The organism is Paraburkholderia sp. GW821-FHT02A12 (genome assembly GCF_059422005.1).
Genome location: NZ_JBWKWA010000001.1, coordinates 1,663,082 through 1,677,031 on the forward strand (window position 1 = coordinate 1,663,082; position 13,950 = coordinate 1,677,031).

Sequence of the window (13,950 nt, forward strand, 5' to 3'; positions counted from 1 at the left end):
CTTTTTATCCGGCGGCGGTCGGATCATCGAGCTGCCGGGAAAAAAAACCCACGCATTTGCGTGGGTTTTTTGTTGGGTGAGCCTCAAGCCGGCCTTACGCGCCTGGGGTCAGAACGACTCGTCCGGCGACAGGTAGCGCCATTGACCCGGCGGCAGCGCGCCCAGCATCACGCGGCCCATCCGCACGCGCTTCAGGCCGATCACTTCGAGGCCGACCAGCTCGCACATGCGGCGGATCTGGCGCTTCTTGCCTTCGCGCAGCACGAAACGCAGCTGCTCGCCGTTTTGCCAGCTGACCTGCGCAGGCTTCAGCGGCACGTCGTCGAGCGAGAGGCCGTGGCGAAGCAGCGCGAGGCTTTCCGGCGGGAAATGGCTTTCGACGTCGGTGGTGTGCTCGCCGTACGACACGCGCACCAGATACTCCTTGTCGATCTCCGAATGGCCGCCTATCAACTGCTTGGCGATGCGGCCGTCCTGCGTCAGCACCAGCAGGCCCGTCGAATCGATGTCCAGACGTCCGGCCGGCGCGAGTTGGCGCAGATGCGCAACGGAGAAGCGAATGTCCGAGCGGTCGCCTTCCCAGCGGTTTTCCGGCGTAACCAGCGTGATGGCCGGCTGATAGCCGTCTTCCGCCTGGCCCGACACGAAACCCACGGTCTTGTGAATCAGGACCGTCACCTGGCTCGCCTGCGCGGCCTCGGCGGCGGGGTCGATCTCGATTCGCTGATCCGAACGAACCTTGGTGCCGAGCGTGTCGATCCGCTCGCCGTCGACCAGTACCCAGCCTTTTTCGATCCATTCGTCGGCTTCGCGGCGCGAACACAGGCCGAGTTCGGACATCAGCTTCGACAAGCGCAAGGTGCCTGGCGCATCTTCGTAATCGCGGCGCGGTGTGCGCGGCGAGGCGTCGGCGTCCCGTTCAATTTTGGCTGAGGACGGGCCGCGCGGCTTGTCGGCGCGTGCTGGGCGGTCGTTGTCGCCGAAGCGGCGTGCGGCGGCTGGCAGTGCTTTGTCGAAGCCGCGGGCAGGGCGGTCGTTACGTTCCGTGCGCTCCCCGCGCTCGGCTCGCGGCGGCCGATCGCCGAATTCGCGTTTTGCGGGCGCTCGCTCGCCACGCCCACCACGGTCGTCGCGTGGCGCGCGGGCGGGTCGGTCCGCGCGGTCGCCGTAACCGCTTTTGACGGGTTTCGCGAATGTGCGCTCACCCCGATCGGACGAGCCGCGCTCGCCTTCGTAACGGCGCGGTGCGCTGTCGCTGCGCGACGGCCGCTCGCCGGTGCGGCGCTCTTGCGGGGCGCCGCGGTCGCTGCCGAAGCGCGGCCGATCGGACGCATCGCGCTCACGGCGCAGTCCGCCTTCCGACGGCCGGCCGGCACCAGGGCGGGCACCACTGAATGAGCGACGCTCGCCATCGTCGCGACGCGGCACACGGCTGCCTTCGAAACTGCGCGGCGCACGCTCACTGCGATCCGCGCTGCCTTCGAAGCGGCGGGGGGCGCGCTCGGACCGCTCGCCGTCGGGACGACGCGGCGCGCGCTCACCGCGATCCGATCCGCCTTCGAAGCGTCGCGGCGCCCGTTCGCTACGATCGCCGCTGCCTTCAAAGCGGCGTGGGGCGCGCTCGCTACGATCGCCGCCGCCTTCAAAGCGTCGCGGCGCACGCTCGGTGCGTTCGCCTTCTGCCCGGCGTGGAGCTCGTTCGCTACGATCACCGCCGCCTTCGAAGCGTCGCGGCGCACGCTCGCTGCGTTCGCCTTCTGCACGGCGTGGGGCTCGTTCACTACGTTCAGCGCCGCCGTCAAATCGCCTCGGCGCCCGTTCGCCACGCTCAACATCGGCCCGGCGCGGGACACCGCCCGCACCCTCACGCCGCGGCGGGCGATCCGACGTCGCCCGGCGCGCCGCGCCAGTACCGGCCGCGTCCCGCTCACGCGAAAACGACCCTTCGGCCCGCGCCGGACGCGCGCCGGCGCCCGCTGGCCGCTTGCCGCCGCCCGCCGCTGTGCCTTCACCGCGCGCCCCGCTAAAACCCGTCGCGGACGCCGACGGCTTCGGTCCCACCGGGCGCGTCGGCTTACGCGCCGATGCGCTTCCGGTACGGACAGGGGCGCGTTCGGACGAAGCCGGCCGCGGGTGCTTGGCTGTTAATTTGACTCGCATGAAATCTCACACTGCGATCGCGCGCAGCAGTTCGGTCTCGACCTGAATTTGCAGGCGGTTGTCCGACAGACCGTGTCCATCCAGCAGGAACACGTCTTCGACGCGTTCGCCGAGCGTATTGATCCGCGCCGAAGAGACGCCGACCCGATGCTCGGCCAGCACGCGCGCGATCGAATAAAGAAGGCCTGGCCGGTCGTTGGCCGACACGGACAGGATGTAGTATTGGCCGCGCTCGTCGGCCCGAAGATCGACGCGCGGCGTAACAGGGAAAGTCCGCGACAGCCTCGACAGACGGCCTTTCGACGGTCCCGGCAGCAGTGTGCCGTCGCCCGTCAGGCGTGCGGTCAGTTCCTGTTCGACCAGATTGGCAATATCGCGATAATGCACGTCTTCTTCGGTATGCGCGACGAGGAAATTATCGAGCGCGTACCCGTGACGGGTCGTGCTGACCCGCGCATCGAGCACCGACAGGCCGTTGCGGTCGAAATACGCGCAAATGGCGGCGAACAGGTCGGGCTGGTCCTTCACGTAAACCAGCACCTGGAGCGCCTCGCCGATCGGCGCCGGCCGGGCGCGCACGATCGGGGTCGGCGTTTCGACGTGGCGGTACAGCACGCGTGTCTGCCACGCGATATCCGCTGCGTCGTGGCGCAGGAAGTAGCCGATATCCAGCTTGTCCCATAGCGCCTTTTGTGCGCTTTCCGGCACGGTTTCGAGGCGCAGCAGCGCAAGCGCCTCTTCCTGACGCGACTTCAGTTCGGAATGCGCGTCAGGCCGTGCGCCGCCGAGCACCGCCAGCGTCGAGCGATACAGGTCTTCGAGCAGCTTGGCTTTCCACGTATTCCAGACTTTCGGGCTAGTGCCGCGAATGTCGGCGACGGTCAGCAGGTAAAGCGCCGTCAGACGCCGTTCATTGCCGACCAGTTCCGCAAACCGCTTGATCACCTCAGGGTCGCTCGTGTCCTGCTTCTGCGCGACCTGGCTCATGGTCAGGTGCTGCTGGACCAGCCAGACGACCAGTTCGCCGTCGTCGCCCTCGATGCCGTGGCTGCGGCAAAAGCGCCGCGCGTCGGCCATGCCGAGCACCGAATGGTCGCCGCCGCGGCCCTTGGCGATATCGTGAAACAGCGCCGCGACGTACAGCACCCACGGCTGATCGAAATTGGCGATCAACTGGCTGCAGAACGGATATTCGTGCGCGTGCTCGGCCACCGCGAAACGGCGCAGGTTGCGCAGCACCATCAGGATGTGCTGATCGACCGTGTAGACGTGATACAGGTCGTGTTGCATCTGCCCGACGATGCGCCGGAAATTCAGCAGATAGCGCCCAAGCACGCTGGTCTGGTTCATCAGCCGCAGCGCGTGCGTGATGCCGGCCGGCTGCTTCAGGATGTTCATGAAGAGGCGCCGGTTTGCCGGGTCGCGCCGCCAGTGCTGATCCATCACGTCGCGGGCGTTGTAGATCGCGCGCAGCGTGCGCGCCGACAAGCCTTTTACGCCCGGCGTCTGCTCGTACAGCAGGAAGGCTTCGAGAATCGCGTTCGGTTCGCGTTCGAACACGTCGTCGCTGGCGATTTCAAGCATGCCTTGCTTCTCGACGAAGCGGTCGGACAGCACGCGCGTAATGCCGCTCGTGCTGGGGAAGAGTTGCGCTTCGATGTTCTGGATCAGGATCGTCGCGAGCTGCGTGACGGCCTTGGCCGACCAGTAATAGCGGCGCATCAGCTGTTCGCTGGCGCGCTTGGTGGCGGTCGGCTTGTAGCCGAAGCTCTCGGCCACGGGCGTTTGCAGGTCGAATACCAGAATGTCCTGACGGCGGCCTGCAATCACGTGCAAGCGGGCGCGCAGCGCTTTCAGGAAGCCTTCGTTGCGGCGCAGTTCGCGCGCTTCGCGCTCGGTAATCAGGCCGCGTGCCTCGAGTTCGCGCCAGCTGCTGCCGAAGCCGGCCGCCTGGGTGATCCACAGAATCAGTTGCAGATCGCGCAGGCCGCCCGGGCTTTCCTTGATGTTCGGCTCGAGCGCATACGGCGTGTCCTGGAACTTGGCGTGCCGCTGGCGCATTTCCAGCACTTTCGCCTGGAAAAATGCGCGCGGGTCGAGCGCTTCGCGGTAACGCCGCACGAAGTCGTCGAATAGTGGGGCGCTGCCGGTGATGCGCCGCGCTTCGAGCAGCGAAGTGCGCACGGTAACGTCGTTGGCGGCTTCTTCCAGACACTGCGACACGCTGCGCACGCTGCTGCCGAGTTCCAGCCCCAGGTCCCACGCGAGGCTGATGAAGCGTTCGATGCGCGCTTCCAGATGGGCAATCGGCGCGTCCGGCAGCAAGACCAGGATATCGATGTCCGAATGCGGCGCGAGTTCGCCTCGTCCATAGCCGCCCACGGCCAGCAGCGCCAGCTCGGACGGCAGTTCGCAGGTGTTCCAGGCGGCGCGCAGCGAATCGTCGGTGGCGCGCGCGAGGGCGGCCATCAGCGCATCGACGTTGGTGGCCGTCTTGAAGCGTTCCAGCAACTGGGCTTTGGCCACTTTGTAGTCCGCCTTGAGCGACGTGGCATGGGATTGGGCGACGACTGGAACACTACTCATTGGCAGGCGGGCGAGTGGGGGCGGAAAGCGGTCAGGCAGTGGCGGCCACCACCGGCGGGCGCGCTGGCGTGCCGGCGGAGACGGTCAGCACGTCGTAGCCGGTTTCCGTGACGAGCACGGTGTGCTCCCACTGCGCCGACAGGCTGCGGTCCTTGGTCTTGACGGTCCACTGGTCCGGCATGGTGCGGATCTCGCGACGGCCGGCGTTGATCATCGGCTCGATCGTGAAAATCATGCCCGCCTGCAATTCGAGCCCGGTGCCCGGGCGGCCGTAGTGCAGAATCTGCGGATCTTCGTGGAACACCGTGCCGATGCCGTGGCCGCAGTATTCGCGCACCACGCTGTAGCCCTGCGCTTCGGCATGCTTCTGGATCGCGTAGCCGATGTCGCCCAGATGTGCGCCAGGGCGCACCTGATCGATGCCGAGCCACATGCATTCGTAAGTGGTCTGCACGAGGCGTTTGGCCAGGATCGACCCTTCGCCGACGATGAACATCCGGCTCGTGTCGCCGAAATAGCCTTCCTTGATCACGGTGACGTCGATATTCAGCGCGTCGCCGTTCTTCAGCGTCTTGTCGCCCGGAATGCCGTGGCAGATCACGTCGTTGACCGAGATGCAGGTGGCTTTCGGATAGGGCGGATAGCCGGGCGGCTGGTAATTCAGCGGCGCCGGAACCGTGCCCTGTACCTTGAGCATGTATTCGTGGCACAGCCGGTCGAGTTCGCCGGTGGTGATGCCGGCCGTGACGAGCGGCGTGATGTAGTCGAGCACCTCGCTTGCAAGCTTGCAGGCGACGCGCATTTGCGCGATATCGTGTTCGTTTTTGAGCGTAATAGCCATGGGTCGGGCCTGAAATGCGATTTATCCGGGGATTATCGCACCATATTCCGGCCGCCGCAGGCTTTTGCGATAGGGCCGGCGCGCTTTGCGGCCATGTCCCTGGCGTGTTTCGGGCACCTTGAACGCGGCTGCAAGGCTGGTTTTTGCGGGTGCGGATCGAAACTGGCCTTCGGTCGCGCCGCTGCCGGTCGCGCGCTGTTGAAGGCCGGTCGCAAAAAGGCAGGTGCAACCCGGCCGCGGCAAACAGGAGCTACCGCGCGGGTTGAGTCGGTCGATAGTCGCGTGCTATAATCTCTGGCTAAGTCGATCCTTGTTCTCATTTGTGCTGTATAGCTGCGGCGTAACGTGGCGAGAGAGCAAGGGAGGCCGCTGCTCATGGCGATAGTTGCCTGCGCCATGAGTGAGGCAGTACCAGGCAGCAGACTCAAGGCAGCAGACTCGCAAGCCGGCGCACCCAGGGTGTCCGTCGCGTTCAGCCGGAGAAGGCAGGCGCGGCCGATACGGCAGCCGGCTTAAGACCCAACCCTCGCGGAGAATTTCATGGCAGTTACCATGCGTCAAATGCTGGAAGCCGGTGTCCACTTCGGTCACCAAACGCGCTTCTGGAACCCGAAGATGGCTCCTTTCATTTTCGGTCATCGCAACAAGATTCACATCATCAACCTCGAAAAGACGCTGCCGATGTACAACGACGCGCTGAAGTACGCGCGTCAACTGGCGGCGAATCGCGGCACGATTCTGTTCGTCGGCACGAAGCGTCAATCGCGCGACACGATCGCTGAAGAGGCGCAACGCGCTGGCATGCCGTATGTCAACGCACGCTGGCTCGGCGGCATGCTGACCAACTTCAAGACGCTGAAGGTCTCGATCAAGCGCCTGAAGGACATGGAAGCAGCGCTGGAAGCAGGCGAAACCGAACGCATGAGCAAGAAAGAAGCGCTGCTGTTCGAACGCGAAATGCTCAAGCTGCAAAAGTCGATCGGCGGCGTGAAGGACATGGGCGGCATTCCGGACGCGATCTTCGTGGTCGACGTCGGCTACCACAAGATTGCCGTCACCGAAGCGAACAAGCTCGGCGTGCCGGTCATCGCCGTGGTCGATACGAACCACTCGCCGGAAGGCGTGGACTACGTGATCCCGGGTAACGACGACGCCAGCAAGGCTGTCGCTCTGTACACGGCTGGCGTGGCTGACGCTATCCTGGAAGGCCGTGCGAACGCGGTCAACGAGGTGGTGCAAGCTGCCCGTGGCGGTGAAGGCGACGAGTTCGTCGAGGTTAACGGGGAAGCGTAAAGCTACCCCGTGTCCGGCAAAAAAGGGGGCTTTCTACAGGCCCCCTTTTTTTAAGCCGCGACATTGTGGTGGGGCGTCGCAAACGATGCCCGAAACGTTGTTTGTAAAAAATACGCACAACGCTGAAACGAATTCTTGCCGCCGGTATCGAAGTCCGGGCGGCGTGTGACAGACGGAACTCAAGGAGCAAATGATGGCGGCAATTACCGCAAGCATGGTTGCAGAACTGCGCGCGAAGACCGACGCGCCGATGATGGAATGCAAGAAGGCGCTGACGGAAGCCGAAGGCGACATGGCGCGTGCTGAAGAGCTGCTGCGCGTGAAGCTGGGCAACAAGGCCAGCAAGGCAGCGTCGCGCGTGACGGCTGAAGGCGTGGTTGCATCGTTCATCGGCGGCAACGCTGGTTCGCTGGTCGAACTGAACTGCGAAACCGACTTCGTTTCGAAGAACGACGACTTCCTGGCTTTCTCGAAGCAGATCGCTGAGCTGGTCGCTACGCAAAACCCGGCTGACGTCGCCGCTCTGTCGGCGCTGCCGCTGGACGGCTCGACGGTCGACGCAGTGCGTCTGGCGCTGGTCGGCAAGATCGGCGAAAACCTGTCGATCCGCCGTTTCGTGCGTTTCGAAACCTCGAACAAGCTGGCAGCGTACCTGCACGGCACGCGTATCGGCGTGCTGGTCGAGTACACCGGCGCGGACGAGCAGGTCGGCAAGGACGTCGCAATGCACATTGCGGCAATGAAGCCGGTCTCGTTGTCGTCGGAAGACGTGCCGGCGGATCTGATCGCCAAGGAACGCAGCATCGCTGAACAGAAGGCTGCCGAATCGGGCAAGCCGGCTGAAATCGTCGCCAAGATGGTCGACGGCAGCGTGCAGAAGTACCTGAAGGAAGTGTCGCTGCTGAACCAGACGTTCGTTAAGAACGACAAGCAGACGATCGAACAGATGCTGAAGGCCGGCAACTCGAGCGTGCAGAAGTTCGCGTTGTTCGTGGTCGGCGAAGGCATCGAGAAGAAGCAGGACGACTTCGCAGCCGAAGTGGCCGCTCAAGTCGCTGCTGCAAAGCAGCAATAAGTCTCGCGTAAGTTTTACCGCAGTACCGTTGGACCCGCGGCGGAGCAAGACTTTGCCGCGGTCGGCAGCGCCGCAAGGCTGCGCGCGGGTTGACCCTCGCCGCGCAGCCGCCGCAGGCGAACCTTGGGGTTCGTGAATTTGGCGGCGCTTGCCCGAATCAGCATTTCACCCCTACATTAGTCCCTTGTTGTTGCCCTGTTCTGCGCGATCTGGATATCTCTATGCCCACTGCCTATAAACGCGTCCTGCTCAAACTCTCCGGCGAAGCTCTGATGGGCGACGATGCCTTCGGCATCAATCGCGCGACCATCGAACGAATGGTGGCGGACGTGGCCGAAGTGGTTCGGCTCGGTACGCAGTTGGCCGTGGTGATCGGCGGCGGCAATATTTTCCGCGGCGTCGCGGGCGGCGCGGCCGGCATGGACCGTGCCACGGCCGACTACATGGGTATGTTGGCCACGATGATGAACGCGTTGGCGCTGCAGGACGCAATGCGCCACGCCGGTATCGAAGCGCGCGTGCAATCCGCGCTGCGCATGGACCAGGTGGTTGAGCCGTACATCCGCCCGCGTGCGATTCGCCAGCTCGAAGAAGGCAAAGTCGTGATTTTCGCGGCCGGTACCGGCAACCCGTTCTTTACGACGGACACGGCCGCTGCGCTGCGCGGCGCGGAAGTCGGCGCGGAAGTCGTGCTGAAAGCCACCAAGGTGGACGGCGTCTATTCGGCCGACCCCAAGAAAGACCCGAGCGCGACCCGTTACACCACGATCAGCTTCGACGAAGCGATCGGCCGCAATCTGCAGGTGATGGACGCTACGGCGTTCGCGCTGTGCCGCGACCAGAAGCTGCCGATCCGCGTGTTTTCGATCGTCAAGCCGGGCGCGCTCAAGCGCATTGTACTGGGCGAGGACGAGGGCACCCTCGTCCACGTGTAAACTCTCGTTCACATAACGTGGGCTTTGACGCGAGCCCAGGCCGCCGTCTTTCGCGCGCGCTGGCCGGCTCGCACCGTTTTGAAGGTTCGGAGGTTTAAAAATGTCTGTGGCTGATATCAGGAAGGGCGCTGAACAAAAGATGCAGCGCTCGATCGACGCGTTCAAGAACGATTTGTCGAAGATCCGTACGGGCCGTGCGCACACGGGCCTGCTCGATCACATCCAGTGCGACTACTACGGTTCGCCGGTGCCGATTTCGCAGGTTGCGAACCTGACGCTGATCGACGCACGCACGATCGGCGTGCAGCCGTGGGAAAAGAAGATGGTCCAGGTCGTCGAAAAGGCGATCCGTGAATCGGACCTCGGTCTGAATCCGGCCACCCAGGGCGACGTGATCCGCGTGCCGATGCCCGCGCTGACCGAAGAACGCCGCCGCGAACTGACCAAAGTGGTCAAGAGCGAAGCGGAAACGGCCAAGGTGGCAGTGCGCAACCTGCGCCGCGATGCAAACGAGCAACTCAAAAAGCTCGTGAAAGACAAAGAAATTTCAGAAGACGACGAGCGTCGTGCAGGTGACGACGTCCAGAAGCTGACGGACAAGTTCGTCGCTGAAATCGACAAACTCGTGGTGACCAAAGAAGCCGAGATCATGACGGTCTGAGGCCGGTTGGCTCTCAAGAAAACGCCGGGCCGCCCCAGGTTTTCCGCCCCGCAGGAAGTCCCCTTGGGGGATTGCCCCCTCGGGGGCTTGGCGCGAAGTGCCAAGTTTGGGGGCACTCAGTATTTTCAGGGTTTCCACTTCTTTTTTTGCAGTCACTGTCCCGACGGCCATGACCTATACCAGCTCAACCGTGCGCGTGCCTGATGTCGCAGCGGTGCCGCGACATATCGCGATCATCATGGACGGCAACGGCCGTTGGGCGACCCAGCGGCGCCTGCCGCGCGTGGCCGGCCATACGCGCGGCGTCGACGCGGTGCGCTCGGCCGTCGAGGCTTGCGCACGCCAGGGCGTCGAATATCTGACGCTGTTCGCTTTCAGTTCGGAAAACTGGCGCCGTCCGACCGACGAAGTGTCGTTCCTGATGCGCCTGTTCGTCACGGCGCTCGAGCGCGAAATCGGCAAGCTGCACGCGAACGGCATCCGTCTGCGGGTTGTCGGCGATCTGTCGAAGTTCGACACGCGCATCCGCGATCTGATCAAGCGCGCGGAAACCAAAACCGCGCGCAATACCCGTCTCACGCTGACCATCGCCGCCAATTACGGCGGCCGCTGGGACATCATGCAGGCTACCCGCAAGCTGGCCGAGCAATCGGCGCTGGCGGGGCAGGCGGTCGATATCAACGAGGAATCGTTCGCCGAACACCTGTCGATGGCCTATGCGCCCGAGCCGGATCTCTTCATCCGCACCGGCGGCGAGCGCCGCGTCAGCAACTTCCTGCTGTGGCAACTCGCGTACACCGAGTTCTACTTCACCGACACCTTCTGGCCGGATTTCGACGCCGACGCCCTCGGCCACGCCATCGCTTCGTACGCGGAGCGTGAGCGCCGCTTCGGCCGCACCAGCGCTCAACTCGAGCCGCAATCGCAGAACGTCGATTCGCTTCCATGCTAAAAACCCGTGTCATCACGGCGATCATCCTGCTGGCGGTATTCCTGCCGGTCACGTTGTTCGCGCCGGTGGGCGCGTTCGGCGCACTGATCGCATTCGTCGTCGTGTTCGCTGCGTGGGAATGGGCCCGTCTGTTGAAGCTCGGCGGCGCCGGCCCGGTCATTTACGCGCTGATTGCCGCGGTGGCGCTGGTCGCGAGCACGCGCCCCGGCACCGGCGTCGAAGAGTCGCGGCCGCTGTTTCAGGCGGCTGCCATCTTCTGGGTGATCGCAGGGCCGTTCGTGCTGTTGCGCAAGCCGACGCTCGCGCAGGGCGCGTGGCGTGCATTTCTATTCCTTGCCGGCATTGTGATATTCGTCGCGTGCTGGCATGCTCTCGTCGCCGCGCGCATGAAGGGTGTGCCGTTCGTGCTGTCGTTGCTGCTATTGGTATGGCTGGCTGATATCGGCGCATACTTCTCAGGTAAAGCCTTCGGAAAACATAAGCTCGCGTCTGCCATCAGCCCGGGTAAAACCTGGGAGGGCGCGATCGGCGGCTGGCTGGTGGTGATGATCGTCGCGGCGGCGGCGGTCTTTTTGCACGCGTTCGAGCCGACCCTGTATTCTGCGCTGCTGGCGCAATTGGGCGCCGTGCGCACGCTGCTCGCACTGACCGTGCTGGTGGCATTCAGCGTGGTGGGCGACCTGTTCGAATCGATGTTGAAACGCCAGGCCGGAGTCAAGGATTCAAGCGGCCTGTTGCCAGGGCACGGTGGCGTGCTCGATCGCATCGACGCATTGTTGCCGGTGCTGCCGCTTGCCATGCTGCTCGTCGGCTAGAGAAAGAGATATGCAAAAACGTCTGACATTGCTCGGTTCCACGGGCTCGATTGGAGATAGTACGCTCGACGTCGTCGCGCGACATCCCGAGCGCTTTTCGGTTTACGCACTCTCCGCGCATCGCAACGGCGACAAGCTCGTCGAACAATGCCTGCGCTTTCAGCCCGAAGTCGCCGTAGTCGGTGACGCCGATACGGCCGCGCGGGTCGCGGCGAAGCTGCGCGAAGCCGGCTGCAAGACCGAAGTCACGTTCGGGCCGCAAGCGCTTGTCGACGTGTCGAAGAGCGACGGATGCGATACGGTGGTGGCGGCGATCGTCGGCGCCGCGGGCCTTGCGCCGAGCCTTGCCGCGGCGCGCGCCGGCAAGCGCATTCTGCTCGCCAACAAGGAAGCGCTGGTGATGTCCGGCGCGATCTTCATGGACGCGGTGCGCGACAACGGCGCGGTGCTGCTGCCGGTGGACAGCGAACACAACGCGATTTTCCAATGCCTGCCGCGCGAAGCCGCGGCGCATGGCGGTGTGTCGAAGATCATTCTGACAGCCTCGGGCGGCCCGTTCCGCGCCCGCGAACCGGCCACGCTCGTCGACGTCACGCCGGAAGAGGCCTGCAAGCATCCGAACTGGGTCATGGGTCGCAAGATTTCCGTGGACTCGGCCACGATGATGAACAAGGGTCTCGAAGTGATCGAGGCGCACTGGCTGTTCGGCCTGTCGGGCGAACGTATCGACGTGCTGATTCATCCGCAGAGCGTGATCCACTCGCTGGTGTCGTACGCCGACGGCTCGGTGCTCGCACAACTCGGCAACCCGGACATGCGCACGCCGATCGCGCACGCGCTGGCGTTTCCGGATCGGGTCGATTCGGGCGTCGCGCAACTGGATCTGGCGGAGGTCGCGTCGCTGTCGTTCGAAAAGCCGGACTACACGCGCTTTCCGTGTCTCGCGCTCGCCATGAAGGCGCTGGCCGAAGGCGGGGTCGCGAGCGCGGCCTTGAATGCCGCAAACGAAATCGCTGTTGAAGCGTTCCTGTCGCGCCAGGTCGGCTTCATGGCGATTGCCCAGGTGGTCGACGCGGTGCTCAACGCGTTGCCGAACCGCAGCGCGCATGCGCTCGAAGACGTGATCGAAGCTGACGCCGCCGCGCGTCGCGCCGCTGCCGAATTCATCGCGCGTCTGCCGGACGGCGCTCGTCGCACGGAACGCGCCGTCCAGTGAGGCGCTTATGAATCTGCTGATCGAACTGCTTGCCTTCGCGGTCGCGATTGGCGTACTCGTGGTCGTTCACGAATACGGCCATTACAGCGTTGCGCGCCTGTGCGGCGTGCGCGTGCTGCGCTTTTCGATTGGCTTTGGCAAGCCGCTGTTCCAATGGGTGAGCCCGAAGACGGGTACCGAATGGACTGTTGCCGCGTTGCCGCTCGGCGGCTATGTGAAGATGCTCGACGAGCGCGAGACGGGCGCGCCGATTGCCGCTGAAGCGTTGCCGTATGCGTTTAACCGGCAGTCGGTGTGGCGCCGTATCGCGATTGTCACGGCCGGGCCCGTAGCCAATTTCCTGCTGGCTATCGTGCTGTTCGCGCTCGTGTTCGCGACCGGCGTGACGGAACCCGCGGCCGTGGTCGCGGCACCCGCGCCGAATACGCCGGCGGCTTTGGCCGGTTTCGACGGCGGCGAAACCATCGTCGCGGTGCGCGCCGAGAATGCCGGTGAATCGGAGCCGGTGCGTTCATGGTCGGACCTGCGCTGGAAACTGTTGGGCGCGGCCTTCGATCACAGGCGTGTCGTGCTGAGCGCAAAGGATGCTCACGGCACCTCGGATTTCCAGCTCGATCTGCGCGGCATCACCGAGAAAGAGGTCGACGACGACTTTATGTCGCATCTCGGCTTCGAGCCGGGCGGTGGCAAGCTGACGGTCGCGGGTGTGCAGCCCGGCAGCGCGGCGCAAAAGGCAGGCCTTGTAGCCGGTGACCGCTTGCACGCGGTCGACGGCATGCCCACCGACAATGCCACGGCATTCATCGCGTATGTGAAATCGCACGCCGGCAAGCCGCTCACGCTGCAAGTGGAGCGCGGCGGGCAAGGTACGCAAGCTACGCAGGCCGCAGGCAAGCTCGAAGACATCCGCATCGTGCCGCAGTCGCAGCGCGACGATGCGACGGGTCAGCAGATCGGCCGCATCGGTGCGGAACTGGCGACCCAGGTGCCGTCGATCGACGTGCGTTATGGGCCGATCGAGAGTCTGCAACTGGGCGCGCGCCGCACCTGGGATCTCGCGGTGTACTCGGTGCGCATGTTCGGCCGGATGATCGTCGGCGAGGCTTCGCTGAAGAATCTGTCCGGTCCGGTGACGATCGCCGATTACGCAGGAAAGAGCGCACGTCTGGGTCCTTCTGCATTCCTGTCGTTCCTGGCCCTTGTCAGTATTAGTCTCGGTGTACTGAACCTGTTACCAATTCCGGTATTGGACGGGGGTCATCTGTTATATTATTTGGTTGAAGCTGTGACCGGCAAAGTTGTCTCCGATCGCTGGCAACTCGTTTTTCAGAGGGCGGGGCTCGCCTGCATCGTCGCGTTGTCGGCGATCGCGCTGTTCAACGATCTGGCTCGTTTAATCCATTTTTAAAGTGTCCG

General features: G+C 64.1%; 11 protein-coding genes. 8 read left to right on the top strand and 3 right to left on the bottom strand.

Going from position 1 to position 13,950, the window contains the following annotated elements:
• Nucleotides 1-108: 108 nt before the first annotated feature.
• From AC07WT_RS07385 to map, 3 genes are read right to left on the bottom strand one after another with little or no spacing between them, the layout of a single operon-like run.
• The gene (locus AC07WT_RS07385; RefSeq protein WP_494946571.1) at nt 109-2,160 is read right to left on the bottom strand and encodes a pseudouridine synthase; all 2,052 of its coding nucleotides are present in this window, start codon (nt 2,158-2,160) and stop codon (nt 109-111) included.
• A 6-nt stretch (nt 2,161-2,166) separates the two neighbouring features.
• Nucleotides 2,167-4,746 carry a [protein-PII] uridylyltransferase gene (locus tag AC07WT_RS07390; RefSeq protein ID WP_494946572.1) on the bottom strand — a complete coding sequence of 860 codons (2,580 nt, stop codon included), beginning with the start codon at nt 4,744-4,746 and terminating at the stop codon, nt 2,167-2,169.
• Between the two features lie 31 nt (nt 4,747-4,777).
• On the bottom strand, nt 4,778-5,587 hold the full coding sequence (gene map / locus AC07WT_RS07395) for a type I methionyl aminopeptidase (protein ID WP_492590373.1): 810 nt from the start codon (nt 5,585-5,587) through the stop codon (nt 4,778-4,780).
• Between the two features lie 540 nt (nt 5,588-6,127).
• On the opposite strand from map, the gene rpsB reads away from it, so the two are divergent.
• The 8 genes from rpsB (at nt 6,128) to rseP (ending at nt 13,942) form a co-directional block, all read left to right on the top strand.
• A complete protein-coding gene (rpsB, locus tag AC07WT_RS07400; RefSeq protein WP_492590372.1) occupies nt 6,128-6,880 on the top strand; it encodes a 30S ribosomal protein S2 in 753 nt (250 codons plus the stop codon).
• 193 nt (nt 6,881-7,073) lie between these two features.
• On the top strand, nt 7,074-7,955 hold the full coding sequence (gene tsf / locus AC07WT_RS07405) for a translation elongation factor Ts (protein WP_494946573.1): 882 nt from the start codon (nt 7,074-7,076) through the stop codon (nt 7,953-7,955).
• Nucleotides 7,956-8,176: 221 nt separating this feature from the next.
• Nucleotides 8,177-8,890, top strand: a complete 714-nt coding sequence (gene pyrH / locus AC07WT_RS07410; protein ID WP_492590370.1) for a UMP kinase — start codon at nt 8,177-8,179, stop codon at nt 8,888-8,890.
• Between the two features lie 100 nt (nt 8,891-8,990).
• Nucleotides 8,991-9,551 carry a ribosome recycling factor gene (frr, locus tag AC07WT_RS07415; RefSeq protein ID WP_012433445.1) on the top strand — a complete coding sequence of 187 codons (561 nt, stop codon included), beginning with the start codon at nt 8,991-8,993 and terminating at the stop codon, nt 9,549-9,551.
• A 169-nt stretch (nt 9,552-9,720) separates the two neighbouring features.
• Nucleotides 9,721-10,503, top strand: a complete 783-nt coding sequence (gene uppS, locus AC07WT_RS07420; RefSeq protein WP_494946574.1) for a polyprenyl diphosphate synthase — start codon at nt 9,721-9,723, stop codon at nt 10,501-10,503.
• A complete protein-coding gene (locus tag AC07WT_RS07425; protein ID WP_492590368.1) occupies nt 10,497-11,318 on the top strand; it encodes a phosphatidate cytidylyltransferase in 822 nt (273 codons plus the stop codon). Before uppS ends, AC07WT_RS07425 begins: the two co-directional genes overlap by 7 nt.
• A 10-nt stretch (nt 11,319-11,328) precedes the next feature.
• Nucleotides 11,329-12,534, top strand: a complete 1,206-nt coding sequence (locus tag AC07WT_RS07430; RefSeq protein ID WP_494946575.1) for a 1-deoxy-D-xylulose-5-phosphate reductoisomerase — start codon at nt 11,329-11,331, stop codon at nt 12,532-12,534.
• A 7-nt stretch (nt 12,535-12,541) separates the two neighbouring features.
• Nucleotides 12,542-13,942, top strand: coding sequence for an RIP metalloprotease RseP (rseP, locus tag AC07WT_RS07435; RefSeq protein ID WP_494946576.1), 1,401 nt, complete (start codon nt 12,542-12,544; stop codon nt 13,940-13,942).
• The last annotated feature ends 8 nt before the right edge of the window (nt 13,943-13,950 follow it).

Coding starts and splice junctions, on each gene's coding strand:
- uppS (WP_494946574.1), top strand. CDS start 9,721: ATGACCTATACCAGCTCAACCGTGCGCGTGCCTGATGTCGCAGCGGTG.
- frr (WP_012433445.1), top strand. CDS start 8,991: ATGTCTGTGGCTGATATCAGGAAGGGCGCTGAACAAAAGATGCAGCGC.
- map (WP_492590373.1), bottom strand. CDS start 5,587: ATGGCTATTACGCTCAAAAACGAACACGATATCGCGCAAATGCGCGTC.
- AC07WT_RS07430 (WP_494946575.1), top strand. CDS start 11,329: ATGCAAAAACGTCTGACATTGCTCGGTTCCACGGGCTCGATTGGAGAT.
- AC07WT_RS07385 (WP_494946571.1), bottom strand. CDS start 2,160: ATGCGAGTCAAATTAACAGCCAAGCACCCGCGGCCGGCTTCGTCCGAA.
- AC07WT_RS07390 (WP_494946572.1), bottom strand. CDS start 4,746: ATGAGTAGTGTTCCAGTCGTCGCCCAATCCCATGCCACGTCGCTCAAG.
- AC07WT_RS07425 (WP_492590368.1), top strand. CDS start 10,497: ATGCTAAAAACCCGTGTCATCACGGCGATCATCCTGCTGGCGGTATTC.
- tsf (WP_494946573.1), top strand. CDS start 7,074: ATGGCGGCAATTACCGCAAGCATGGTTGCAGAACTGCGCGCGAAGACC.
- rseP (WP_494946576.1), top strand. CDS start 12,542: ATGAATCTGCTGATCGAACTGCTTGCCTTCGCGGTCGCGATTGGCGTA.
- rpsB (WP_492590372.1), top strand. CDS start 6,128: ATGGCAGTTACCATGCGTCAAATGCTGGAAGCCGGTGTCCACTTCGGT.
- pyrH (WP_492590370.1), top strand. CDS start 8,177: ATGCCCACTGCCTATAAACGCGTCCTGCTCAAACTCTCCGGCGAAGCT.